A 23,521-nucleotide genomic window follows, 5' to 3' on the forward strand; every position below is an offset into this window, starting at 1 on the left:
AACGCTTATATCTCGGCAGGCGGGATGCAGGGGGCCACGCGCATGATGAACCTCAGACGCCTGCACTACTTCGTGAAGATCGTCGACGTCGGCAGCCTCACCCAGGCGGCGGACATCCTTCACGTGGCGCAGCCGGCATTGAGCCAGCAGCTCGCGACGCTGGAGGGCGAGGTGCGCCAGCAGCTTCTCCTGCGCACCAAGCGCGGCGTCACGCCGACGCAGGCCGGCGAGGTGCTTTATCGCCATGCCCAGGTCATCTTGCGCCAGTGCCAGCAGGCCATGACGGAGATGCGCGCGGCCGGGCGCGAACTGTCCGGCTCGGTTTCCGTCGGCCTCGCGCCGGGAACGGCTGCGGCCGGCCTCGCGGTGCCGCTGCTCAGGACGGTCCGGGCCCGGCATCCGGGCATCCTCCTCTACCTCAACGAGACCTATGGGACGACCCTGTCCGAGCTCGTCATGAACGGGCGGATGGACATGGCGGTGCTTTACGGCGGGCGCGTCGCGGTCCACGGCCTCGCCTTCCGTCCCCTTCTGTCCGAGCGGCTGTTCCTCGTCGGGCACGGCGACATGCCGCCGCCGCCCGCCGCGCAGGTGCCCCTCGGCGACATCGCCGGACGCGAACTCTACCTCCCGCGGCCCTACAACGTCGTGCGCAAGATGGTGGATGACGCCTGCGCCGGGATCGGCATCGTGCCGAGAGTCGTCGCCGAGATCGAATCGGACGGGACGCTGACGGCCGTCATGGCCGAGGGGCTGGGCGCGACGATCCTGCCCGAATCCATGGCGCGCCAGGTCGTGGCCTCGTGCGACGCCTGGCTGTGCCGCATCGTCGAGCCCTCGATCGAGGCGCCGCTGGCACTCTGCGAGTCCGACCATCTCCCGCTGTCGGAGCCCGCCCAGGCCGTGAAGGACATTCTCCTGGAGCTTGCCGCCGAGCTGCCGGGCTTCGCGGCGTCGCCGGAGACCGGTGCTCCCGCGACATAAGCTGCCCTTATCCACACAGAGACAATCCGTCTTGGATGCGCGCCCGGCGCCTCGGTAACCTTTTGCCGAGGATCGCCGCTCCCCGCGGCGAGACGGTTGGGCCCGGCCATGGATATCGACGAGATCAAGGTTCTGATGGAGGCGATGGCGGCCTCCGACCTGTCCGAGATGCAGGTCGCGAAGGAGGGCTGGACGCTCCGCCTGACCCGGGCCGCCGGCCAAGTTGGCACTGCGCAGGCCGCGACCGCGCCGGCCGGCAAGGCGGTGGCCGCCGCCCCTGCCGCGCCCCGGTCCGGCGAGCCCGCTGCTCCGGCGGCGGACAGGACCGTCCGTTCGCCGCTGTCCGGCGTCGTCCACTTCCGCCCGTCGCCCGACGCGCCGCCTTTCGTGGAAACCGGCCGGGCGGTGTCGGCCGGCGAGGTCCTTTGCCTGGTCGAGGCCATGAAGATGTTCAACGAGATCCGCGCCGAGCGCGCCGGCACGGTGGAGGCGATCCTCGTTTCGCCCGGCGAGGACGTCGATGCCGGACAGCCGCTCCTGACGCTCGCGTGAGGCCCATGTTCCGCTCGCTCCTCATCGCCAATCGCGGCGAGATCGCGCTGCGCATCCAGCGCGCAGCCCGCTCGCTCGGGATCGAGACGATCGCCGTCCATTCCGAGGCCGACCGCGAGGCGCGCCACGTGGCGCTCGCCGACAAGGCCGTCTGCATCGGCCCGGCGTCGGCTGCGCGCTCCTATCTCGATCCGGCCGCGATTCTCCTCGCGGCCGAGGCGACGGGGGCCGAGGCCGTGCATCCCGGCTACGGCTTCCTGTCGGAGAACGCCGACTTCGCGCAAGCCTGCGAGACGGCCGGCCTCGTCTTCGTCGGCCCGCCGCCGCAAGCGATCCGCGTCATGGGCGACAAGGTCGCCGCCAAGTGCGCCATGCGCCGGGCCGGCGTGCCCTGCGTGCCCGGGCCCGACGAGGGATTGCCCGACGATCCCGACGCCGTGCGCCGCGTCGCGGCGGAGATCGGCTATCCCGTGATCCTCAAGGCCGCCGGGGGCGGGGGCGGGCGCGGCATGCGCGTCGTGGATGCCGAGGCCGGCCTCCTCGACGCCCTGGCGCTGACCCGGGAGGAGGCGCGACGCGCCTTCAACAATCCGGAGATCTACGTCGAGAAGTTCCTGACGCGGCCCCGCCACGTCGAGATCCAGGTCCTGGCCGACCGGCACGGCAAGGCTCTCTGGCTGGGAAGTCGCGACTGCTCGCTTCAGCGGCGTCACCAGAAGGTGCTGGAAGAGGCGCCCGCGCCCGGGCTCGACCACGCCCTCGTCGCCGAAGTCGGGGCTCGCTGCGCGGAGGCCTGCCGGCAACTCGGCTATGTCGGGGCGGGCACCTTCGAGTTCCTCTACGAGGACGGCGTCTTCTCCTTCATCGAGATGAACACCCGCGTCCAGGTCGAGCACCCGATCACCGAGGAGACGACGGGCATCGACATCGTGCGGGAGGGCATCCGCGTCGCGGCCGGGCTCCCGCTGACGATCCGCCAGGAGGAGATCGTCTCGCGCGGCCACGCCTTCGAATGCCGGATCAACGCCGAGGACCCGGAGAGCTTCCAGCCCTCGCCCGGCACGATCACCCGCTTCGACATGCCCGGCGGCCCCGGCATCCGCGTCGATACGCACATGGTGCCGGGCGCCCGCGTGCCGCCGCACTACGATTCGCTCATCGCCAAGATCATCGCCTACGGGCCGACGCGCGAGGAGGCGCTCGTCCGCCTGCGGGTCGCTCTGTCGGAAGCGCGGATCGAGGGCGTCTCCACCAACCTCGCCCTCCATGCCCGCATCCTCGCCGATCCCGGCTTCATCGCCGGAGGCGTCGACATCCACCACCTCGAACGGCTCCTGAAGGGGGCGGACCAGCCATGAGCGCGCCAAGGCCGACCGTCAGCCATCTCGGCACCACCGCCCTCCTGTTCGAGGCGCCGGGCGAGACCTCGCTCGACCAGCAGCAGCGCATCTGGTCGCTGGCGAGGCTGGCCGAGACCTGGCCCGAGGTCCGCGAGGCGGTGCCGGGCGTCAACAACCTCCTCGTCTCGTTCCGAACCGTGCCGCGCCGCTTCGAGCCGCTGGCCGACAGGCTATGCGAGGCCTGGGACTCGGCCTCCGCGCTCTCGCTCGGCGGGCGGGTGATCGAGCTGCCCGTCGTCTACGGCGGCGAGGGGGGACCGCACATGGCCGACGTGATCGCCCATACCGGGCTCGACGTCGAGGAGATCGTCGCGATCCATTCCGCGCCGGTCTATCCCGTCTTCGCGCTCGGCAGCCATCCCGGCTACTGCTACCTCGGCGGCATGGACCCGCGCATCGCGACGCCGCGCCGCCAGGTGCCGGTGGTGAAGATCCCCGGCGGCGCGGTCTCGATCGGCGGCGCCCAGACCGGCGTCTCGGCCTCCGACGGACCCAGCGGCTGGAACACGATCGGCTCGACGCGGATGCGCTTCTTCGACGCCTCGCGCGATCCGCCCGCGCTTCTCCAGCCGGGCGACAGCATCGCCTTCACGGTGGCGGAGATCCGGCGATGATCGAGATCCTGTCGCGCGCCGCGCTCGCCAGCGTCCAGGACCTCGGCCGCTTCGACGCCTTCAGGTGGGGCGTCGGCCTGTCCGGCGCGATGGACCCGCTGGCGCTGACCTGCGGCAACATCCTTCTCGGCAACGAGGACGGGGCCGCGGCAGTGGAGATGCAGGTCTTTCCCTTCTCCGTCCGCTTCGAGGCCGACACCCTCTTCGCGCTGACCGGCGCCGACTGCGCCGCCATGCTCGACGGCGTCCCGCTCCTGCCCTGGAGCCGGGCGCAAGCCAAGGCCGGCGCCGTGCTGCGGCTCGACCATGCGCGGGACGGGCGCTGGCGCGGGGCCCGGGCCTATCTGTGCGTCGCCGGCGGCATCGACGTGCCGGAGGTGCTCGGCTCGCGCTCGACCCAGCTTCGCGGGGCCATCGGCGGGTTCGACGGGCGCATGCTGCGCGAGGGCGACAGGCTGCCGCTCGGGCGCGCTGCCGGCGAAAGCCGGGGGACGGAGATCGCCCTCGTGCCGCCCGGCCTCGCCTTGCCGCTGGAAGCGGACGGCCTGCCGGCGGTGCGCGTCCTGCCCGCCGCCGAATACGGGCGGTTCACCCCCGCCTCGCTCGACGCCTTCTGGCGCGAGCCCTTCAGGATCACGCCGCAGAGCGACCGCTACGGCTTCCGCCTCGCCGGGCCCGGCCTCGAGCCGGTCGCGCCGATGGAGCTCCGCTCCCACGGCATCGTGCCGGGCGTCATCCAGGTGCCGCACAACGGCCAGCCGATCGTCCAGATGTGCGAGGGCCAGCCCTCCGGCGGCTACCCCAAGGTCGGGACCGTGATCGAGGCCGACCTCTGGCGCCTCGGCCAGATGCCGATCGGCACGCGCTTCCGCTTCCTCGCCACCGATTGGGACGGGGCGCTCGCCGCCCTCGACGAGCGGCAGGCCTGGCTCGCCGAGGTGCGCCGCCTGGCCGATCTCCTCAGCGCCCGGAGCGCCGCGCGATGACTTCGCCTCTCGACCAGATCCCGCGCCTTGCCGCGCTGCTCGCCGAGACCGGCATCGACACGCTGGAGCTCGCCGGGCCCGAGGGCCGCGTGTTTCTCGCGCGCAACGGTGCGCCGGCAGCGCCCGCGCACGCGCCAGCCGAAGCCGCCGCGGGCGAGCCGCAGGGCTCGGCGCCTGGCGCCGTGACCGTCGCCTCGCCCGGCATCGGCGCGTTCCGGCGTGCCCATCCCCTGCACGCGCAGCCGCTCGCGGACGAGGGGACCGCCGTCGTCGCGGGGCAGGTTCTGGCTCTCCTGCAGGTCGGCGCGCTGCTCCAGCCGGTGCGCGCGCCGTCGAGCGGCATCCTCGCCGCCGTGCGCCGCGAGGACGGGGCGCTGACCGGTCACGGCGACCCGCTCTTCGACATCTCACCCTGACGCCATAGGAGAGCCCCGATGCGGATCGATCTCAACGCCGATCTCGGCGAAGGCTTCGGCCCCTGGCGCATGGGCGAGGACGAGGCGCTGCTCGACGTCCTGTCCTCCGCCAACATCGCCTGCGGCTTCCATGCCGGCGATCCGCTGATCATGCAGCGGACGGTCGAGGCGGCTCTGGCGCGGGGCGTCGACGTCGGCGCCCATGTCGGCTTTCCCGACATCCAGGGCTTCGGCCGGCGCCGCATGGACGTGCCCGCGCCCGAGCTCGCGGCGATGGTGACCTACCAGCTCGGCGCGCTCGCCGGCATCGCGCGGGCCGCCGGCCACCGCATGACCCATATGAGCTTCCACGGCGCGCTGGGAAACCTCGCGGCGGCCGAGGCATCCGTCGCCGATCCGCTGGTCGAGGCCGTCGCCCGCTTCGATCCGGAGGTGACGATCGTCACCTCGTCGAGCCGGGCGATCGAAGGCGCTGCGGCGCGCTGCGGCCTTCGCGCGGCGATCACCTTTCTCGCCGACCGCGCCTATCATGCCGACGGCCTCCTCGTGCCGCGGCGCCTGCCGCGCTCGGTCATCCACGACGAAGCCGAGGTGCTGCAGCGCGTGCGGCTGCTCCTCACCGAAGGGGTCGTCGTGACCTATGAGGGCGAGCGTCTCCCGACGAAGGCGGACAGCATCCTGCTCCACGGCGACACGGCAGGAGCGGTGGATCTCGCCCGCACGATCCGCCGCGAGATCGAGGCGGCCGGCGGCTCCGTGGTGCCGGTCTCACGCATCGCCTGATGCCTTTCGTCGCAACTGCACACTTGATTGGCGCGCCGCAGCAATAGGCATAAGCCGGTCTTATCGCTCCACAGCCAATCCGTCTTGGCGCCGGCTATCCCGTCTTCGGTAAGCTTCCGGCAACACATGGAACCGCAGCCCATGCCCTTCTCCGACTACAGAACCGCACTCGTCACCGGCGCTTCGGGCGGCATCGGCGCGGCCGTCGTGGAGCGCTTCGCCCGCGAAGGGCTCACCGTCCACGCCATCGCCCGCAGCGCCGAGCCCTTGAAGGCTCTGGCGGAGAAGACCGGCTGCGTGCCGCACGTCGTCGACGTCACCGATCGGGCGGCGCTCGCCAGGCTGACGAGCGAGGTCGCGTTCGACGTCCTCGTCAACAATGCCGGCGTCGATCGGCCGAAGAAGTTCCTGGAGGCCGACGAGGGCGACATCGACCTCCTGGTCGACGTGAACCTGCGCGCCGTCCTCCACCTCTGCCGCATGGTCGTGCCGGGCATGGCGGCGCGAGACCGGGGGCACGTGATCAACATCTCCTCGATCGCCGGCAACTACAATTTCGGCGGCAACTCGACCTATCACGCCACCAAGGCCGGCGTGGCGATGCTGTCGAACCAGCTGCGCATCGACACCTTCGGGCGCCGCGTGCGCGTGACCGAGGTCTGCCCGGGGCGCGTGGCCACCGACATCTTCGCCCACGTCCACGGCGACAGCCCGGAAATCCGCGAGCGCTTCATCGACGGCTTCGAGCTGCCGACGGCCAGCGACATCGCCGACGCCATCGCCTTCGCGGTCGCCGCGCCCGTCTCGATGAACGTCGGCCATATCGAGATCACCCCGACCCTCCAGGTCATGGGCGGCCTCCAGACCGCCAAGCCCGCCTCGCCCGGCGGCGGGGAGGCGCGATGAGCGGCTTCGACGTCCTCGCGGTTCTATCCAATCCCGAGTTCGCCGGGATGCTGATCGCCGGCATCCAGATGACCTTCGTGATCGCCGTCGGCTCCTGGACGCTCGCCATGAGCCTCGGTTTCCTGCTCCTGGTGATCCGCCAGATCCCGGTGCCGATCGCCGACCGCTTCGTCGCCGCCTACGTCTCGTATCATCGCAACGTCCCGACGCTGGTCCAGCTCATCCTCTGGTACTTCGGCATCTACAGCCTGCTCCCCGAGGAGCTGCAGTACTGGCTGAGCGATCACAACGCCGAGGTCATCTTCGCGATCATCGGTCTCGGCCTGTGCCAGGCGGCCTACTTCACCGAGGACCTGCGCTCGGGGCTTCGCTCCGTGCCGAAGGGTCAGGTCGAGGCGGCCCGCGCGCTCGGCCACGGCCACATCTCGTCCATGCGCTACGTGCTTCTGCCGCAGGCCTACCGCAACGCTCTCCCCGCGCTCGTCAACCACTCGGTCTCGCTGTTCAAGAATTCGAGCCTCGCCATGGCGATCGGCGCCTCGGAGCTGACCCATGCGGTGCGCGAGGTCGAGAACCTGTCCTTCCGCACCTTCGAGACCTACGCCATCGCCACGGTCGCCTATCTCGTCTGCTCGCTCCTCATCATGGCCGTCGGCGCGCTCCTGATGAAGCGCGCGCAAGTGGCGGGAGCACGCTGAGCCATGATCGAGAACATCGTTTCGATCGTCCAGGAGAACTGGCTCCTCCTCCTCATCGGCCAGTATCCGAACGGACCGCTCGGCGGCCTCGCCTCGACCTTCATCCTGTCGGTCCTGTCGATCGTCCTCGCCTTCCCGGTCGGCATCCTGCTGGCGCTCGCGCGGCTCTCGCCGTGGCGGGCCGTGCTCTGGCCGGCCACCGCCTTCGTCTACGTCGCGCGCGGCGTGCCGCTGCTCATGCTGATCCTCTGGGTCTACTTCATGGTGCCGCTGCTGATCGGGCGCACCGTGCCGGGCTTCGTGACGATGCTCGTCACCCTCGTCCTCTACGAGGCGGCATTCCTGAGCGAGATCATCCGCGCCGGCATCCTCGCTTTGGGACGCGGCCAGATGGAGGCGGCCCGCTCTCTCGGCCACGGCTATTTCGGCGCCATGCGCTGGGTCATCCTGCCCCAGGCACTCTACAACATGCTGCCGAGCATCCTCAGCCAGTTCGTCTCCACCATCAAGGAAACGACCCTCGGCTACGTCATCAACGTGCCCGAGCTGACCTTCGCGGCCAACCAGATCAACAACCGCTTGCTGACCCAGCCCTTCGAGGTCTTCGCGATCCTGGCGATCGTCTACTACGTGATCTGCTGGAGCCTCACCAAGGCCGCGACGACCCTCGAGCGCCGCATCGCCGCCAAGCGGGCCGGCACGCGCCGCATCGCTCCCGAACTGCGCCCGCAGGCGCTCACCGCCGAGCTTTGAACCCGAGGAGCCACCCCATGAGCGTTTCCCAGGATGCGGCGCCCGCGATGATCCGCTTCTCCAACGTCAACAAGCATTACGGCCAGTACCACGCCCTCGTCGACATCGACGCCTCCGTCTCGAAGGGCGAGGTGCTGGTGGTCTGCGGTCCCTCGGGCTCGGGCAAGTCGACGCTCATCCGGACGGTGAACCGGCTGGAGGAGATCGATTCCGGCTCGATCACCTTCGACGGGCGCGAGGTGTCGGGCCGCGTCGGCCGCGCCGACCTCAACCGGCTGAGAAGCCGGATCGGCTTCGTCTTCCAGAGCTTCAACCTCTTCCCGCACCTGTCGACGCTGGAGAACATCACGCTCTCGCCGATTCGCATCAACGGCGTGAAGAAGGACCTCGCCAGAACCAAGGCCATGGCGCTCCTCGACCGGGTCGGCCTCGCCGAGAAGGCCAACGCCTATCCGGCGCAACTCTCCGGCGGCCAGCAGCAGCGCGTGGCCATCGCCCGCGCGCTCGCCATGGAGCCGCCGGCCATGCTCTTCGACGAGCCCACCTCCGCCCTCGATCCCGAGATGGTCGGCGAGGTGCTCGCCGTCATGAAGGGGCTCGCCGCCGAGGGCATGACGATGATCTGCGTCACCCACGAGATGGGCTTCGCCCGCGAGGTCGCAGACCGGATCTGGTTCATGGATGCCGGCCGCATCCTCGAGACCGCCGACCCCGAGACCTTCTTCACCAACCCGCAGCACCCGCGCGCCCAGCGCTTCCTGTCGGACCTCCGCCACTGACCATCCCAACCCAAGAGGACACCAGCATGACCATGAAACGACTCGCCTTCGGCGCCTCGGCTGTCGCCCTCGCCTTGATGGCAGCGTCCGGTGCCGCAAAGGCCGACAAGCTCGCCGACATCCAGGCGGCCGGCGTCCTCAAATGCGGCACCTTCGCCGACGTGCCGCCCTTCGCCGCGCCCGATCCGCAGACGCGCGAGATGGTCGGCTTCGACGTCGACCTATGCAACACCATCGCCAAGCATTTGGGCGTGAAGGCCGAGATCACGCCGCTCTCGGTCGAGGCACGCGTGCCGGAGGTCAAGCTCGGCCGCGTCGATCTGACCATCGCCAACCTCGCCTACACGCTCGGCCGCGCCGAGCAGATCCAGTTCAGCGATCCCTACTACCTCGCCAAGGAGATGCTGGCGGTCAAGGCGAGCGACCCCGGCACGACCAAGGACGACTTCAAGGAGAAGCGCCTCGCCTCGACCAAGGGCTCGACCTCCGAGGCCGCGATCAAGATGAACGGCTCCGACCCGCTGACCTTCCAGGACACCGGCTCGGCCTTCATGGCCGTCCAGCAGAACAAGGCGCGCGGCATGGTGGCCAACACCATGACCATCACCAAGCTTGTCAACCAGTCGCAGACCGCCGGCGTGCCGCTCAAGATGATCGAGACGCCGATGCTCTACCAGCCGGTCGCCATCGGCATGATGAAGGGCGAGGACGCGCTGCTCGCCAAGGTCAACGAGACGCTGCGCGCCATGGACGAGGCCGGCGAGATCAACGCGGCCTGGGACAAGTGGCTCGGCCCCTCGACCGAGTACAAGATGACCCGCACCGACAAGGTCGTCCCGCTCTCCGAACTGAAGTTCGAGCCGATCCCGTAAGGGGCCGCTCGGTCATCGGGAAATGAGCGCCGGCCCGTCGCGAAACCCGCGCGGGCCGGCAGTTTCACGGGCCGGCTCAGCTGCTCTGGCCGATCAGCAGACGATACGGCACCTCGATCCGCAGCCGCTCGGTCCGCTCGATCCGGCCGTCGAGGAGGCCGGTGACCAGCCGCGCCGCTTCCGCGCCGATCTCGGCGGCGCGCGCGTCGATCGTCGTCAGCGTCGGCACGCTGTAGGCGGCGATCTCGTAGGCGCCGAAGCCGCCGATCGCCACGTCCCGAGGCACGGCGAGGCCCTGCCTCTGGCACTCCGTCAGCGCGCCGAAGGCCGCAAGGTCGGAGACGCAGATCACGGCCTGGGCGCCGAGCCCCCGTTCGATCAGCGCGCGCATGGCGAGCGCGCCCTCGCGCACGGAGATCGGCGGCGGCCCGGCATCGATCAGCCGCCCGGCATCGAGGCCCCGCGCCGTCATCGCTTCGACGAAGCCTTGCCGGCGGTCGTGGCCGCGGCTGTCGCGCGCCGCCTCGCCGCCGATGAAGGCGATGTCGCGATAGCCTGCATCGGCGAAGTGGTCGACCATCGTCCGGATCGCCGCGGCGTTCGAGAAGCCGACGACGTGGCCGATCGGCTCGGCGGGCAGATCCCAGGTCTCCACCAACGGAATGGCCGCCTGTTCCAGCATGCGCCGGGCGCGATCGGTGTGGCTGCCGCCGGTGACGACGATCGCCTCCGGGCGGCGGCGCAGGAACTGCTCGATCAGCCGCTCCTCCTCGGCGAGATCGTAATTGGTGGCGCCGAGCAGCACTTCGAGCCCGGCCGCCTTCAGCCCCTCCGTCAGGGCGCCCACCGTCGCGGCGAAGTTGGCGTTGTCGATGGAGGGGATGGTCGCGGCGACGAAGCCGCTGCGCTGGAGGCGGAAGCTCGACGCTGTGCCGTCGAGCACGTAGCCGATCGCCTCCGCCGCCTCCAGGATCGCCTTGCGGGTGTCGGGGTTCACCGAGCTCGTCGATTTGAGCGCCCGCGACACCGTCATCGCGGACACGCCCGCCACGCGCGCGACGTCGGCCATGGTCGGGGCTTTGCGGGGCTCACGCATGGCGGAACGGGCGCTCGGGTTCGAGGGGACGGCCGCGACCGGCCCTTGGGAAAGGGGAGGGGTTCAGCCGGCGCCTTGCGTGGCAAGGGGAGGCGCGGCCGTCGCTTCGGCCCGCGCCGCCAGCGCCGAGACGAGGTCGTCCAGCGGCTGGTCGATCGAAGCGATCCAGGCGTTCTCGTCATCGGTCGGACGTTCGAGCGCCGCGAACTGGCTGTCGAGAAGCGAGGTCGGCATGAAGTGGCCGGTGCGCGCGGCCATGCGCGCGCCGATCAGCTCCCGGCTGCCGTCGAGGTGAACGAAGACCACCGGCCCGCCCGCCGCCGCCCGGATGCGGTCGCGATAGCTGCGCTTGAGCGCCGAGCAGCCGATCACCGTCGAGCCGCTTCCCGCGCGGAGCGCGGCGCCGACGCGGTCCAGCCACGGGTGGCGGTCGGCATCGCTCAGCGGCTCGCCGCGCGCCATCTTGGCGATGTTGGCCTCCCCGTGGAGGTCGTCGCCGTCCAGGAAGACGGCGCCGATCCGGGCGGCGAAGGCCGTGCCCACGGAGGACTTGCCGCAGCCGGCGACCCCCATCACGACGTAGTTGGGCATGGATTGATCCTCACAGCGAGGCGGTGATGCCGCCGTCGACGAAGAGCGTGTGGCCGTTGACGAAGCTGGAAGCGGGCGAGGCGAGGAAGACGCAGGCGCCGACGAGCTCCTCGACGCGGCCCCAGCGTCCGGCCGGCGTGCGCTTCTCCAGCCAGGCGCTGAAGGCGGGATCGGCGACGAGCGCGGCGTTGAGCGGCGTGTCGAAGTAGCCCGGCGCGATGGCGTTGCATTGGAGGCCGTGGCGCGCCCAGTCCGTCGCCATGCCCTTGGTCAGGTTGCCGACGGCGCCTTTGGTCGCGGTGTAGGGGGCGATGCCGGGGCGGGCGAGGGCCGTCTGCACGGAGGCGATGTTGATGATCTTGCCGGCGCCCCGCCCGATCATGTGCCGCGCCACCGCCTGGCCGACATGGAAGACGGATGCGATGTTGGTCTGGAGGAGGCGCTCGAAGGCATCCGCCGGGAACTCCTCCAGGGGCCCCCGATGCTGCATGCCGGCATTGTTGACGAGGATGTCGATCGGCCCAACGGCGGCCTCGAAGCCGTCGACGGCCGCGCGCACCTCCTCGTGGCTGGTGACGTCGAAGACGAGGCTGTGGACGGCGGGGCCCTGGTCCCCGAGTTCGCCCGCCGCAGCGTGGAGCCGGGCGGCGTCGCGGCCGTTGAGGACGACCTCGGCACCCGCCGCGCGAAGGCCCCGCGCGAGCGCGAGCCCGATGCCCCCGGAGGAGCCGGTGACGAGGGCGCGGCGGCCCCCGAGATCGAACAGGTTGGTTCCGGCCGTCATGTCAGCCTCCGATTTCGTCTCGACATCCGCGGCTGGCGCCGCTACACGTTCCCACACCTTATGTTATCGATAACAATCCGAGTCAAGCGTCGGCTAGGCTCGAATGGTGGTGCTTCGGGAGAGCTTCGGATGACGAAAGCGGGCGTGCTTCAGATCGGTCCCTATCCGGCCTGGGACCAGGAACCCCTGGATCAGGCCTACGAGGTTCATCGCCTGTTCGAGGCCGGCGACAAGTCGGCCTTCCTGGCTGAGATCGCTCCGCGCATCCGGGCGATCGCGACCCGCGGCGAGCTCGGCGCCTCGCGCGCCCTCATCGAGGCGCTGCCGAACCTCGAGATCGTTTCCGTCTACGGCGTCGGCTTCGACGCAGTGGACCTCGCCGCCTGCCGCGAACGCGGCATCCGCGTCACCAACACGCCGGACGTCCTCACCAAGGACGTCGCCGACCTCGGCGTCGCCATGATGCTCGTCCAGTCGCGCGGCATGATCGGGGCGGAGGCCTGGGTGCGCGACGGGAGCTGGGCGGCGAAGGGCCTTTATCCCCTGAAGACGCGCGTCCACGGCGCCAAGGCCGGCGTCCTCGGCCTCGGGCGCATCGGCTACGAGGTCGCCAAGCGCCTCGTCGGCTTCGATATGGACATCGCCTACAGCGACGTCTCGGCCAAGGACTACGCGCCGGACTGGCGCTTCGTCGCCGATCCGGTGGAGCTGGCGAGGCATGCCGACGTCTTCTTCGTGACCCTCGCCGCCTCGGCCGCCACCCGCCACATCGTGAACCGGCAGGTGATCGAGGCGGTCGGGCCGAACGGCATGATCGTCAACATCTCGCGCGCCTCCAACATCGACGAGGAGGCGCTCCTCGACGCTCTGGAGGACGGACGCCTCGGCTCCGCCGCCCTCGACGTCTTCGAGGGCGAGCCGGCTCTGAACCCGCGTTTCCTTGAGCTTCCCAACGTTCTTCTGCAGCCCCACCACGCTTCCGGCACGGTCGAGACGCGCAAGGCCATGGGCCGGCTCGTGCGCGACAACCTCGCCGCCCACTTCGCCGGCGCGCCGCTTCCCACCCCCGTTCTTTGAAGGTGTCCCTCATGAAGTCCATCGTCATCCACGGGCCGAAGGACCTGCGCGTCGAGGAGGGGCAAGCGGGCGAGCCCGGCCCCGGCGAAGTGCGCCTTCGCCTCGCCATCGGCGGCGTCTGCGGCAGCGACCTCCACTACTACAATCACGGCGGCTTCGGCGCGGTCCGGCTGAAGGAGCCGATGATCCTCGGCCACGAGGTCTCAGGGCATGTCGAGGCGCTCGGCGCCGGCGTGTCGGGCCTCGTCGTCGGCCAGCTCGTCGCCGTCTCGCCCTCGCGCCCCTGCGGGCACTGCCGCTACTGCGCCGAAGGCCTTCGCAACCACTGCCTGAACATGCGCTTCTACGGCAGCGCCATGCCCTTTCCGCACATCCAGGGCGCCTTCCGCGAGGTGCTGGTGGCCGATGCCGCGCAGTGCGTGCCGGCTGACGGGCTGACGCCGGGCGAGGCGGCGGTGGCCGAGCCGCTGGCGGTCTGCCTCCACGCCGCGCGCCGAGCCGGCGACCTCATGGGCAAGCGCGTCCTCGTGACCGGCTGCGGACCGATCGGCACCCTCGCGATCATCGCGGCGCGCCGGGCGGGCGCGGCCGAGATCGTCGCCACCGACCTGTCCGCCTTCACGCTGGACATGGCGCGGCGGGTCGGCGCCGACCGGGCGCTCAACACCCGCGACGAGCCGGACGCGCTGGCGCCCTACGCCGCCGACAAGGGCACCTTCGACGTCCTCTTCGAATGCTCCGGCTCGGCGGCCGCGCTCGCCGGCGCCATTCCCGTCCTGCGTCCCCGCGCGGTGGTCATGCAGCTTGGCCTGGGCGGCGACATGACGATCCCGATGACCGCGGTCACGGCCAAGGAGCTGGACCTGCGCGGCTCCTTCCGCTTCCACGAGGAATACGCGACCGGCGTCGAGCTGATGAGGAAGCGCCTCGTCGACGTTTCGCCGCTGATCACCCACACGCTGCCCCTGGCCGAAGCCGAGAGCGCCTTCCACCTCGCCAACGACCGGACCTCCGCGATGAAGGTCCAGATCGCCTTCGCCTGAAGCATCGCACCGGCCGGTCACCGACCCGAAGCGCGTGGATGGGGGAGGCGGAAATGCCGGCCCCCGTCTTCGGGGATCGCGCCCGCCGGGTGGCGATGCGGCCCCCGCGCGGGCCCGTCAGCGGCCGGGCCCGCGGGCGCGCGGTCCGACAACCGCAAGGCGACCAACCATGGCGCGACCACCCATCTACGATGGGGATGGCGGGTGATGGAGGGGCGCGATCGGTCTATGCTGGCCTCGCCTTGATGAGGATCGACCATGGCCGAGCGCGCGCACGCCACAGACGAGGTGAGGCCCGGCGGCGGCGAGCGCCTGCTGCGGCTTCGCGAGGTTCAGCAGAAGCTCGGCATCAGCCGCGGGGCCGTCTACGACCGCATGGCGAACGGCACGCTCCCCCGGCCCCTGCAGGTCGGACCCGGCACCGTCCGGTGGCGCGAGTCGGAAATCGACGCCTGGATCGAAAGCCTTCCCAGAGCCTGAACGGCTGGCGCGAGGCGAGGGGCCCGCGCACCCAGCCCCGACGCCTGCAAGACGCGGCCCTCCGCGCAACCGGGCGCAGGTGGATGCGCCGGTCGTGGATCGCCGCATCGTTGCGCCGGAACCTCACCTCCTGTGAAACGACGATCGGCCGGATGTCGTTCGGCGCCCAAGCATCTGGAAAGCATCCCTTGATTGTGGGACGGCTCGCTCGGCGAGAAGTCATCGATCCCGATCGACGAAACTGTCGCGAAGCTGGACAAAGCCGCTCGTTCCGGTGCCGGAATGCAACATGTTGGACGGCTCTGGAATCCCTTGGCAGCTTGCGGAGTTGATCCAGATTAATCTCACTTGCCGCCGTAGAGTGATCACTGTATGGAACTGGCAGTCGGGGAAGGAGACAGTTCACCAGCCCGAGTACCGTAGCCGGGACACGCTCTGCGTGTTCGGGAAGGCTGGTTGCTGACGTCTTTTCCTGCTCGGCAGGCCTCGGGCCTGCGCTGCAGAATTGGGGAGGGGAGACCCGACCCTTTGGGGCGCCTCGGCGCCTGTCTCACGTGGAGAGAAACGTGGCTACGATCGACGATATCCGTCTAGCATTTCAGAACATCCTGCAGCGCTCCGGCACTGAGGTCTCCGACGCCGAGCTCAACTCGTACGTCTCGGCCGTCAACTCGGGCGCCCTGACGCTGGCCCAGGCCCGCGCCGCCCTGATCAACTCGCCGGAAGGCCAGGACGTCCAGGACGTCGTCCGCCTGTACCAGGTGGTCTTCGGCCGCGTTCCGGACCAGGCCGGCCTGAACTTCCAGGTCGACGCGCTCCGCGGCCCGGCCAACGAGCAGAACATCGCCGAAGGCTTCGCCGCCTCGCCGGAGTTCGCCGCCCGCTTCGGTGGTAACACCGTCAACACGGCCTTCATCAACGCCGTCTACCAGCAGGTCCTCGGCCGCGCTCCAGCCGCCTCGGAAGTTGACTTCTACCTCAACTCCGGCTTCTCGGCCGCCCGCATCGCGCTGGCCTTCTCCGAGGCTCCCGAGTTCCGTCGCAGCGTTGACACTGCGGTGTCGAACTTCCTCGACGCTGCTGGCCAGGGCACCGCGACCTACACCGGCTCGCTCGGTGGCGCGACCAACCCCGGCGCGACCTTCGCCTTCACTGCGGGTATCGATGCGCTTTCGGGCACTGCTGGCAATGACACGTTCGTCGGCGACTATGCTGTGACCAATCAGGTCACTGCTGCCGACTCGGTTAATGGCGGCGCTGGCGTCGACACGCTGAACCTGTTCGGTGCCACTGGTACCGCGACACTCCCGCAGCTTTCTGGCGTTGAAGTCGTCAACTTCACGGCACCGGCTGGTGACGTAACGGCCAATGTTGCTTCGATCACCGATGTGACGACAGTTGGCCTGACGAACACGGCAACTGCCGCTGGCACCTTTACGGTCAACGCCACGCAGGGCGCTTCTTTCTCGGGCGTCACTGGCGGTAAGACCCACACCGTCACCACCACCGCGACCGACACGGCCGTGACGGTAAACGTTGCAGCCAGCACGCTCGGCACGCTGAACGTCGATGGCGCGGCTCTGACGACGATCGACCTGAACGCGACCGGCACTGGCGCTTCCACGATCGGCACTCTCGCCTCGACCGGCACGGAGACCACGGTAACCGTTTCGGGCACGCAGAAGCTCACGGTCACGAACGCGCTTGCCGACTCGGTCAAGACGGTCAACGCCGCCGCCAATTCCGGTGGCGTTACGTTCACCGTCGGCACCAGCGATGCCTCCGTCACGGGCGGCTCGGGTAACGACCGCTTCGTGTTTGGTACCACGCTCACCACGGCTGACACGGTTGTCGGCGGTGCGGGCACGGACACCATCGCGGTTGCGGGCGCTGATTACTCGACGGTCGTCGCGAACGGCACCCTTGCTGCCCTGAACAGCAAGGTCACCGGCTTCGAGGTCCTCGAGTTCACCGGTGCTACTGCCACCACGATCAGCGGCACGACGTTCACGAACACGGAGATCACCAAGCTCCTGTTCAACACGACGGCTGCCGATACCATCAACTCGGCCGGTTCGACCCGCACGTACGCTTTCGGTGAGTTGAACACCGACGCTGCGACGATCAACACGGGTGCCGACGTCAAGTCGGTGAACGTTGCGCTCGAAGGCATCACTGGCAACGGCGGTGACGTCGGTGCGCTGACGGTGAACTTCACCAACAACACGGCGGCTCAGGTCGGTACGGGCACGATCAACATCGCGTCGACCGGCGTCAATGACGCTGCCAATCCGAACACCATCACGTCGATCACCGGTCAGAGCAATACCGGGGCGCTCACCACGACTTCGGTCGTCGTAACGGGCTCGCATGACCTCACGGTCGGTAGCGTCGGTACTGCCGCAAACGTCAACGCTTCGGCCTTCACCGGCAAGCTGGTCATCACCGGCTCGGCGGCGCAGGACATCATCGTTGGCGGCGCGGGTGCCGACACGATCAACGCGACGGCTGGCGCCGACACTTACGCCGGTGGCGCTGGTGTTGACACGTTCAAGTTCACTGCCCTTGGCCAGGCGAGCGCGAACAATCTCACCACCATCGCGGACTTCACATCGGGTACTGACAAGCTCGACGTGTCGGGTCTCTCGACCGCTGCTGGTACCTTCAACGCTACGGCGGTAAACGTCGCTGCTGCTCCGGACTTCGCGGGTGCTCTCAACCTCGCCGCTGCTGGCAACGGTGGTGCCGCCGGCGTGACCACGTACTTCCAGTTCGGTGGCAACACCTTCGTGGTGGTCGACAATGGCGCTGGTGCCGCGTTCGATAGCACGACCGACGCCGTGATCAAGCTGACGGGTGTTGTCACGCTGACCGCAACCGACGTCATCGCCTAAGCAGGAAGAACGGGGCCAGCTTGGGTCGGCCCCGATCAGACAGGCGGCGGGAGATCGAAAGGTCTCCCGCCGTTTTTGCTTTTAGAACACTGCATCGCGCCGGAAGCCGGCCTGACGATTGCCGCTTGAGCGCCGCCTTGCTAGTCAAAACTCCTGACGGTCCCGGCGACCTCGGCCGTTCCCCCTTCCAACAACAAGAGAGTGAGCATGGCCCTAGCAACGGATTGGACGCAGGGCTACGTCGCCGATCTCGGCTACACCCATGGCTTCTATCGCGAGTTGACGCCGACAATGCTGTCCTTCGTCGCTCTCGCTGCCGGGCAGGCCTCCCTCGATGCAACTACGCCGTTCCGCTTCTGCGAACTGGGATGCGGGCAGGGCGTATCGATGAACGTCCTCGCTGCGGCCAACCCGCATGCTGAGTTCTATGCTACCGACTTCAACCCCAGCCAGGTCGCGGGAGCGCGTGCGCTCGCCGCTGAGGCTGGACTCACCAATCTCAGCTTCTTCGACACGCCCTTCGCCGCCTTTGCTAACGAACCCGGCCTGCCCGTCGAGTTCGACGTCATCGCCCTCCATGGCATCTATTCTTGGGTGGGCGCGGAGAATCGACAGGCCATCGTCGATTTCATCGCCCGCAAGCTGAAGGTCGGTGGTCTTGTCTACGTGTCCTATAACGCGCTGCCCGGCTGGTCGGGATCGGCCCCGCTCCGCCAACTGATGTATCTCCACGGCAAGGCTACTGGCGGCCCAACCGGTGGCCGCCTCGAACCCGCGCTCGCCTTCGCCGAGCGGCTGATCAACGCCAATGCTGCCTTCTTCCGCGTCAATCCCGGCCTCAAAGAGCGCTTCGAGCGCCTCAAGGGGCAGCCGCGCAATTACCTTGCACACGAGTATTTCAACGACGCCTGGTCGCTGTTCTATCACTCAGACGTTGCGGCAGACCTTTCCGCAGCCAAGCTGACCTTTCTCGGCTCCGCCGCGCTGCTTGAAGGCGTCGATGGCATCAACCTGACGGAGGAGCAGCGCACGATCCTGGCCGAAACGCAGGACCCCACCCAGCGCGAGGTGCTGAAGGACTATATGTTCAATCAGCAGTTCCGCCGCGACGTCTTCGTCAAGGGACCGCTGCCGGTGCCACCGCGGATCGCCCGCGAGGCTTGGCTTGCCCAGCGCTTCGCCCTCTCGACACCTCGTCCGGATGTGACGCTGACCGTGAGAGGAGCGCTAGGCGACGCTAACCTGCAAGCGGACGTTTACAACCCGATCATCGAGGCGCTGGCGGACGGGCCAAAGACGCTCCAGGCCCTCGTCGCGGACAAGGCGATTGACGCCCTTGGCTCGGCCCGGATCATCGAGGCGCTGACCGTCCTCATCGGGGCCGGTCACGTCCAGCCCTGCCTGCCGACCAAGGACGAGGGCAAGCGCGCCAAGTCGACCCGCGCCTTCAACGCTGCCGTCTGCGAGCGAGCTCGAGACAATGCGGATCTCTCCTATCTTGCATCGCCGGTGACTGGCGGCGGCATCACCGTCGATCGCATTCAGCAGCTCTTCCTCCTGGCGATCTCGCAGAACGCCAAGCAACCTGACGACTGGGCGAAGTTTGCCTGGACGGCGCTGTCCACCGCCGGTCAGCGGATGGTGAAGGACGGAAAGACGCTCGCCACGCCCGAAGAGAACGTCGCCGAGCTGGCCGCCCGCGCCTCCACCTTCGCCGAGAAGACCCTGCCGGTGCTCAAAAGCCTCCAGGTGGCCTGAGCGCCGCCGCGGCGCCCGTCCCTGCGGGCAGCGTCGCCGCGCTCGGCGGCGGCGCGCTCAGCCGAGCTGCCGGTTGCGGTAGAGGTGGACGCCGTCCACCCGGACCATCGGGCGGCCGTCCTGGATGCTGGTGAGGGCAGGGCGGTCCATCTCCACGGCCCATCCCGCATCCTGCAGGAACTGCATGAGGCGCCCCTCGATCGCGCGCGAATGGGTGCCGATCAGCAGCCGCTTCACGAAGCGCTGGATCTCACCGAAGTTCTGCTCGACGAAGTCGACCTCGCCGCCCTGGATGTCGACGTGCAGGAGGTCGATCGGCTTGCCCCTGCACAGATCCGTCAGCGGGACCGCCGGCAGAATGTCGTGGCTCTTGGTTTCCCCGGCCGCGCGGATCTGGTCGTCGGTCGGATTGAAGATCGGCGCCGTGTCCCAGAACTCGGCGGGTCTGTCGATGTTGGGGAACAGGGCCTGCCCGTTGTAGGGCGCGGCGACGCCGCGGGTCAGCTGGAAGTCGCCCGGTCCGAAGCCGTTGATCGCCATGGTGGCGAAGGCGGTCGAGAGATGCTGCCCGTCGGCCTCGATGCCGATCAGATCCACGCTCAGACCCCGGTCCCGGGCGGCGGAACCGAGATTGACGAGCCAGCAGGCCCAGCCGCATCCGAGCTCCACCATCCGGAAGACGCCCTGCGCCTCGTCGACCGCGAGCAGGGCCGCGCCCCACTCGGCGATGTCGGCGTGCCAGTTCGCCGGGATCGGCAGCGGCTCCACGACGCCGTGCGCGTCGGGCAGGATGCCGCCGAACATGTCGGGATCGACGCGAACGCCGAGGAAGTTCGTCAGGTAGGTCGGATGCGAGGACCGATCGGTCTTCTCGAACTTGCGGATTAGCGCGAGCGGATCGAAGGCGGCATCGTAATGCGCGAACGGGCTGAGGCGCCATTGACCGTGCTCGATCGAGATCTCCTGCTTGAGGCTCCTGATCTCGTCCTGCAGGGCGGCCTGGCGGTCGATCGCTTGAACCCGTTCATCCCACACCCGTTTCAGCCGGGGAATGCGCAGAGCGAGATCTTTGCCGATGGCCATTTGTGTCCTGATCGTCGGTCGCCGAAACCCGGCGAGGACGACGTCCGCCGGCCTTGCAGTGGCTGCTGATAGTCACCTTGCCTGCATAATCTGCGGTTGATCAAGTAACCTTCGGCCCCGTGCCGCCACCGGAATGCTGTCGCAGGCATCCGTCGCGCTTACCGGTTCGGCGTGGCTCGGCGATCGTCTCGACCCGCGGCCCGGAACGGATCCTTGCAGGCATTCGCGTGGCGCAGATTCGCGCCGTCGTCCCGATCGGCCGGCTCCGTTCGCACTGTCGCAGGGACGCGCGTCCGGAGGGTGTCCGCAGCCTGATGGTGACGGCGCGCCGCCTGCCTGACGACCCGACCGGCAGCTCGGTCACCACCCGGTGGTCGAAGGCAGTCCTTGCCCGGCACCGACCCATCGTCGGCCCCACACTGCCCGCCCGCTTGCGCCCGCACATCCCTGGCACGAAATCGTGATCCCGCCCGTCGGGCGGCCAAACGGCTGGCGACAAGGGCGTTCGGCACCGCGATCCATGTGCTTTTACGGGCACACCTGTCGCACAGCGGTGCGCGCACCCGTTGCACATTCCGAAACATCAGCCAGACTTATTTTCAACGAGAAATAGGCGGCAGCCGCGCAAGCAGCGGTTCGCCTCGACCTCGCGTTGAGTACGGCTCTTTCCCGAGGGATCACCTATGACGCGCATCACGCTGGCTCTCCTCCTCGCAACCTCCTTCGCCGCCCCGACCTTCGCCGCCGACATGATCATGGTCGCCGACCCGGCGCCCGTGCCCGTCGATCTGGCGATGCCCGTGGGCTTCACGGGTCTCTACATCGGCGTCCAGGGCGGCGGCGCCTTCAATCCGGACGACCCGGACAACCTCCGGGTCAATCCGAGCTTCGGCCCGACCGTGCCCGCCGGCGGGGCTGCCGACGCCTTCGGCGACAGCTTCTCCTCCGAGTTCGACTCGAGCTTCATCGGCGGCGTTCACGTCGGCTACGATTATCAGATCGAGAACTTCGTGATCGGCGCCGTGGCCGACATCAACGCGACCGACATCTCGATCAAGCAGAACGCGTTCTCCAACACGCCGGCCTTCTACACCGCCGAGCGCAGCCTCGACTATCTGGCCACGGCCCGCCTCCGCGGCGGCGTGATGGTCACGGACCGCGCCCTGGCCTACGCGACGGGCGGCGTCGCCTACGGCGAGATCGACTACCGCTTCTCGACCGATTCGCCGGCCGTGAGCGGCAACGGCCGCTCGCTGGCGACAGCGCGCCCGGCATCGGTCTCCGAGGACGAGGACGAGTGGGGCTATACGGTCGGCGGCGGCCTCGAGGTCCTGCTGACGGACAACGTGTCCTTCGGCGCCGAGTACCTCTACACCAACCTTGGCAGCAGCAACTCCTCGACGCGCCTCGACGGCGGCCCGTTCGACGGCAGCGCGACCAATGGCGGCGGCACCACGGGCGAATTCACGGACTTCGAATCGGATGACGACTTCGACTTCCACACCGTGACGGCGAAGCTCTCCTACCGCTTCAACTGACCGGGGCTTCGATCGATCGAAGGCCAACCATGCCCCGCCGGATTGCCGCCGGCGGGGCTCATTTTTATCTCCCTACTTCAAAGCCGCGATGGCGCAGACACGGCTGCGCCGCACGGTGCTGGATTTCCAATTGCGGGACCTCCTGCCGAGCTGCCGCTGGGATGCGCTGGCGACGCCCTGGACTCGAGAGATGGCTGGCACTCCGACGATTGTTCCGGAATGTCGAGGTGTTCCAAAGGTGTAGGACGTCGCAGCGTGATCCTGCGCGACTTCTGTCCTTTGTCGAACGCAGCGTCTGCGTCCGGCGTGGCGTGGTCGGGCACCTCGGGCTCGAAGAACCTGTGAGCGGCATGGGTCCGATACGCTCGGCATTGCGCCGTAGGGACTTGGTGACCGCAGGCGCCGAGATCCCGAACGTCTTCACGACCATGCGGCGCGCGTCCTCGTCGCCGATCGGTCGACCGCTCGCATCCGCGGGACGCAGGCAGGGTTCCACCGCCGATGCGATGTCTCTGCATCGCGGACCTCATCCGCGTGCCGAAGCGATCTCAACGCTGATTACTCAGCAATAACAGAAATTTGTCGGGGCTGGATGGCGGTGAGAGAGGGATTCGAACCCTCGATACGGTTTCCCGTATACACGCGTTCCAGGCGTGCGCCTTCAACCACTCGGCCACCTCACCCATGTCCTTTTTCGGGACGCCTCCGGGTACGGCGCAGGCGCCGTTGAGGGCGCGCCGTCCTGACCGCGGCCGACCGCCGGAACAAGCGGAAGAGCGGCGTTTGACCGGAAGGTCCCGCCGGCCTTGACGGGCGCTCCGAAGCGGAGCGCCGAACCATGCCGGTCGGACGGCGGGGACTTACAACGAGATCGCGCGGCCGCGCAAGCACCGTTTTTCCCGATGCCGGCGCCACGGCGCGGTCCGGCCCGGAAAGAGCCGCCATGGGGCTGAGTGGAGGAGAGAAAACCCATGCCTTTCAAACGAGAGGCGTTCTTCCCATATTGGTTCGGGATAGGGGCTTGGGTGGAAGGGCGGCGCGATGCCGCCGCCGGGAGACCTGTGCCAAGGGTTCGAAAGGCGTCACATCCATGCTCCGGTTCATCGCTCGGGTGCTCGGCAACCTTCTTCTCGCGGTTGCCGTGGTCTACGCGGTCGGCGACATTGCCCGCACCATCGCCGACGACGTCGTCGCCACCACCTCGCTGACCCAGGCGCTGGCCGTTCTCGGCGTCAGCGCCGAGGATGCCGCCGGAGGCGCGCTCGCACCGCTTCTCGCCGTGATCGGCCCGCTGCCCGCCGCGCTCGTGTTCTTCGCCGCCGCCCTCGTGTTCCTGCTCCTCGGCCGCAGCCGCCGGCGACGCGACGAGATGCGCGTCGTGCGCTGAGCGGCGCCACGGGAGCCCCGACCATTCCATCAGAAGGCCTACGATCC

At 68.8% G+C, this 23,521-nt stretch carries 23 protein-coding genes and 1 tRNA gene; 19 read left to right on the forward strand and 5 right to left on the reverse strand.

Annotated features, from left to right (window positions below; all coding sequences use genetic code 11):
• Nucleotides 1-45: 45 nt before the first annotated feature.
• The 12 genes from nac to FZN60_RS01445 all read left to right on the forward strand — a co-directional run bounded on the left by nac (nucleotide 46) and on the right by FZN60_RS01445 (nucleotide 9,743).
• The gene (gene nac, locus FZN60_RS01390) at nucleotides 46-984 is read left to right on the forward strand and encodes a nitrogen assimilation transcriptional regulator NAC (RefSeq protein ID WP_158870652.1); all 939 of its coding nucleotides are present in this window, start codon (nucleotides 46-48) and stop codon (nucleotides 982-984) included.
• Between the two features lie 108 nt (nucleotides 985-1,092).
• Nucleotides 1,093-1,536, forward strand: coding sequence for an acetyl-CoA carboxylase biotin carboxyl carrier protein (accB, locus tag FZN60_RS01395; RefSeq protein ID WP_158870272.1), 444 nt, complete (start codon nucleotides 1,093-1,095; stop codon nucleotides 1,534-1,536).
• A 5-nt stretch (nucleotides 1,537-1,541) separates the two neighbouring features.
• Entirely contained in the window at nucleotides 1,542-2,894 is a 1,353-nt protein-coding gene (accC, locus tag FZN60_RS01400; protein WP_158870654.1) for an acetyl-CoA carboxylase biotin carboxylase subunit, read from the forward strand.
• Nucleotides 2,891-3,550 (forward strand): 5-oxoprolinase subunit PxpB, encoded by a 660-nt coding sequence (gene pxpB / locus FZN60_RS01405; RefSeq protein ID WP_158870274.1) that lies wholly within the window; start codon nucleotides 2,891-2,893, stop codon nucleotides 3,548-3,550. Before accC ends, pxpB begins: the two co-directional genes overlap by 4 nt.
• A complete protein-coding gene (locus FZN60_RS01410) occupies nucleotides 3,547-4,536 on the forward strand; it encodes a 5-oxoprolinase subunit C family protein (protein ID WP_158870276.1) in 990 nt (329 codons plus the stop codon). Before pxpB ends, FZN60_RS01410 begins: the two co-directional genes overlap by 4 nt.
• Nucleotides 4,533-4,952, forward strand: coding sequence for an acetyl-CoA carboxylase biotin carboxyl carrier protein (locus FZN60_RS01415; protein WP_158870278.1), 420 nt, complete (start codon nucleotides 4,533-4,535; stop codon nucleotides 4,950-4,952). Before FZN60_RS01410 ends, FZN60_RS01415 begins: the two co-directional genes overlap by 4 nt.
• An 18-nt stretch (nucleotides 4,953-4,970) precedes the next feature.
• Complete coding sequence (locus tag FZN60_RS01420; protein ID WP_158870280.1) at nucleotides 4,971-5,735, forward strand: LamB/YcsF family protein; 765 nt, start codon at nucleotides 4,971-4,973, stop codon at nucleotides 5,733-5,735.
• A 141-nt stretch (nucleotides 5,736-5,876) separates the two neighbouring features.
• On the forward strand, nucleotides 5,877-6,641 hold the full coding sequence (locus FZN60_RS01425; protein WP_158870282.1) for an SDR family oxidoreductase: 765 nt from the start codon (nucleotides 5,877-5,879) through the stop codon (nucleotides 6,639-6,641).
• Nucleotides 6,638-7,339 carry an amino acid ABC transporter permease gene (locus tag FZN60_RS01430; RefSeq protein ID WP_158870284.1) on the forward strand — a complete coding sequence of 234 codons (702 nt, stop codon included), beginning with the start codon at nucleotides 6,638-6,640 and terminating at the stop codon, nucleotides 7,337-7,339. The genes FZN60_RS01425 and FZN60_RS01430 overlap by 4 nt, the downstream gene beginning before the upstream one ends.
• A 3-nt stretch (nucleotides 7,340-7,342) precedes the next feature.
• Nucleotides 7,343-8,092, forward strand: a complete 750-nt coding sequence (locus FZN60_RS01435; protein ID WP_158870286.1) for an amino acid ABC transporter permease — start codon at nucleotides 7,343-7,345, stop codon at nucleotides 8,090-8,092.
• Between the two features lie 17 nt (nucleotides 8,093-8,109).
• Nucleotides 8,110-8,871 carry an amino acid ABC transporter ATP-binding protein gene (locus FZN60_RS01440; RefSeq protein ID WP_304505828.1) on the forward strand — a complete coding sequence of 254 codons (762 nt, stop codon included), beginning with the start codon at nucleotides 8,110-8,112 and terminating at the stop codon, nucleotides 8,869-8,871.
• A 32-nt stretch (nucleotides 8,872-8,903) separates the two neighbouring features.
• Nucleotides 8,904-9,743 (forward strand): ABC transporter substrate-binding protein, encoded by an 840-nt coding sequence (locus FZN60_RS01445; RefSeq protein ID WP_246726536.1) that lies wholly within the window; start codon nucleotides 8,904-8,906, stop codon nucleotides 9,741-9,743.
• A gap of 76 nt (nucleotides 9,744-9,819) precedes the next feature.
• On the opposite strand, the gene FZN60_RS01450 is transcribed toward FZN60_RS01445, so the two are convergent.
• The 3 genes from FZN60_RS01450 to FZN60_RS01460 all read right to left on the reverse strand — a co-directional run bounded on the left by FZN60_RS01450 (nucleotide 9,820) and on the right by FZN60_RS01460 (nucleotide 12,214).
• Entirely contained in the window at nucleotides 9,820-10,839 is a 1,020-nt protein-coding gene (locus FZN60_RS01450) for a LacI family DNA-binding transcriptional regulator (RefSeq protein WP_158870290.1), read from the reverse strand.
• A gap of 63 nt (nucleotides 10,840-10,902) precedes the next feature.
• Nucleotides 10,903-11,430 (reverse strand): gluconokinase, encoded by a 528-nt coding sequence (locus FZN60_RS01455; protein WP_246726517.1) that lies wholly within the window; start codon nucleotides 11,428-11,430, stop codon nucleotides 10,903-10,905.
• Nucleotides 11,431-11,440: 10 nt separating this feature from the next.
• Entirely contained in the window at nucleotides 11,441-12,214 is a 774-nt protein-coding gene (locus tag FZN60_RS01460) for an SDR family oxidoreductase (RefSeq protein WP_158870292.1), read from the reverse strand.
• Between the two features lie 129 nt (nucleotides 12,215-12,343).
• Here FZN60_RS01460 and FZN60_RS01465 point away from each other — a divergent pair, with 129 nt between their 5' ends.
• The 5 genes from FZN60_RS01465 to FZN60_RS01485 all read left to right on the forward strand — a co-directional run bounded on the left by FZN60_RS01465 (nucleotide 12,344) and on the right by FZN60_RS01485 (nucleotide 19,466).
• Nucleotides 12,344-13,291, forward strand: coding sequence for a 2-hydroxyacid dehydrogenase (locus FZN60_RS01465; RefSeq protein WP_158870294.1), 948 nt, complete (start codon nucleotides 12,344-12,346; stop codon nucleotides 13,289-13,291).
• 11 nt (nucleotides 13,292-13,302) lie between these two features.
• Complete coding sequence (locus FZN60_RS01470) at nucleotides 13,303-14,334, forward strand: L-idonate 5-dehydrogenase (RefSeq protein ID WP_158870296.1); 1,032 nt, start codon at nucleotides 13,303-13,305, stop codon at nucleotides 14,332-14,334.
• 258 nt (nucleotides 14,335-14,592) lie between these two features.
• Nucleotides 14,593-14,814, forward strand: a complete 222-nt coding sequence (locus FZN60_RS01475) for a helix-turn-helix transcriptional regulator (RefSeq protein WP_158870298.1) — start codon at nucleotides 14,593-14,595, stop codon at nucleotides 14,812-14,814.
• A gap of 566 nt (nucleotides 14,815-15,380) precedes the next feature.
• Nucleotides 15,381-17,708: a DUF4214 domain-containing protein gene (locus FZN60_RS01480; protein WP_158870300.1), complete on the forward strand. Its 2,328-nt coding sequence runs from the start codon at nucleotides 15,381-15,383 to the stop codon at nucleotides 17,706-17,708.
• Nucleotides 17,709-17,915: 207 nt separating this feature from the next.
• Entirely contained in the window at nucleotides 17,916-19,466 is a 1,551-nt protein-coding gene (locus tag FZN60_RS01485) for a methyltransferase regulatory domain-containing protein (RefSeq protein WP_158870302.1), read from the forward strand.
• Nucleotides 19,467-19,523: 57 nt separating this feature from the next.
• Here FZN60_RS01485 and FZN60_RS01490 read toward each other — a convergent pair whose 3' ends face one another.
• Complete coding sequence (locus FZN60_RS01490) at nucleotides 19,524-20,549, reverse strand: class I SAM-dependent methyltransferase (RefSeq protein WP_246726519.1); 1,026 nt, start codon at nucleotides 20,547-20,549, stop codon at nucleotides 19,524-19,526.
• Between the two features lie 683 nt (nucleotides 20,550-21,232).
• Here FZN60_RS01490 and FZN60_RS01495 point away from each other — a divergent pair.
• A complete protein-coding gene (locus tag FZN60_RS01495) occupies nucleotides 21,233-22,087 on the forward strand; it encodes an outer membrane protein (protein ID WP_158870304.1) in 855 nt (284 codons plus the stop codon).
• Nucleotides 22,088-22,680: 593 nt separating this feature from the next.
• Here the strand turns inward: FZN60_RS01495 and FZN60_RS01500 are convergent.
• Nucleotides 22,681-22,770, reverse strand: a tRNA-Ser gene (locus FZN60_RS01500).
• Between the two features lie 407 nt (nucleotides 22,771-23,177).
• Between FZN60_RS01500 and FZN60_RS01505 the strand changes: the two genes are divergently transcribed.
• Nucleotides 23,178-23,474, forward strand: a complete 297-nt coding sequence (locus FZN60_RS01505) for a PetM family of cytochrome b6f complex subunit 7 (RefSeq protein ID WP_158870306.1) — start codon at nucleotides 23,178-23,180, stop codon at nucleotides 23,472-23,474.
• The last annotated feature ends 47 nt before the right edge of the window (nucleotides 23,475-23,521 follow it).

Source organism: Antarcticirhabdus aurantiaca (assembly GCF_009765365.1).
Taxonomy (GTDB): domain Bacteria; phylum Pseudomonadota; class Alphaproteobacteria; order Rhizobiales; family Rhizobiaceae; genus Antarcticirhabdus; species Antarcticirhabdus aurantiaca.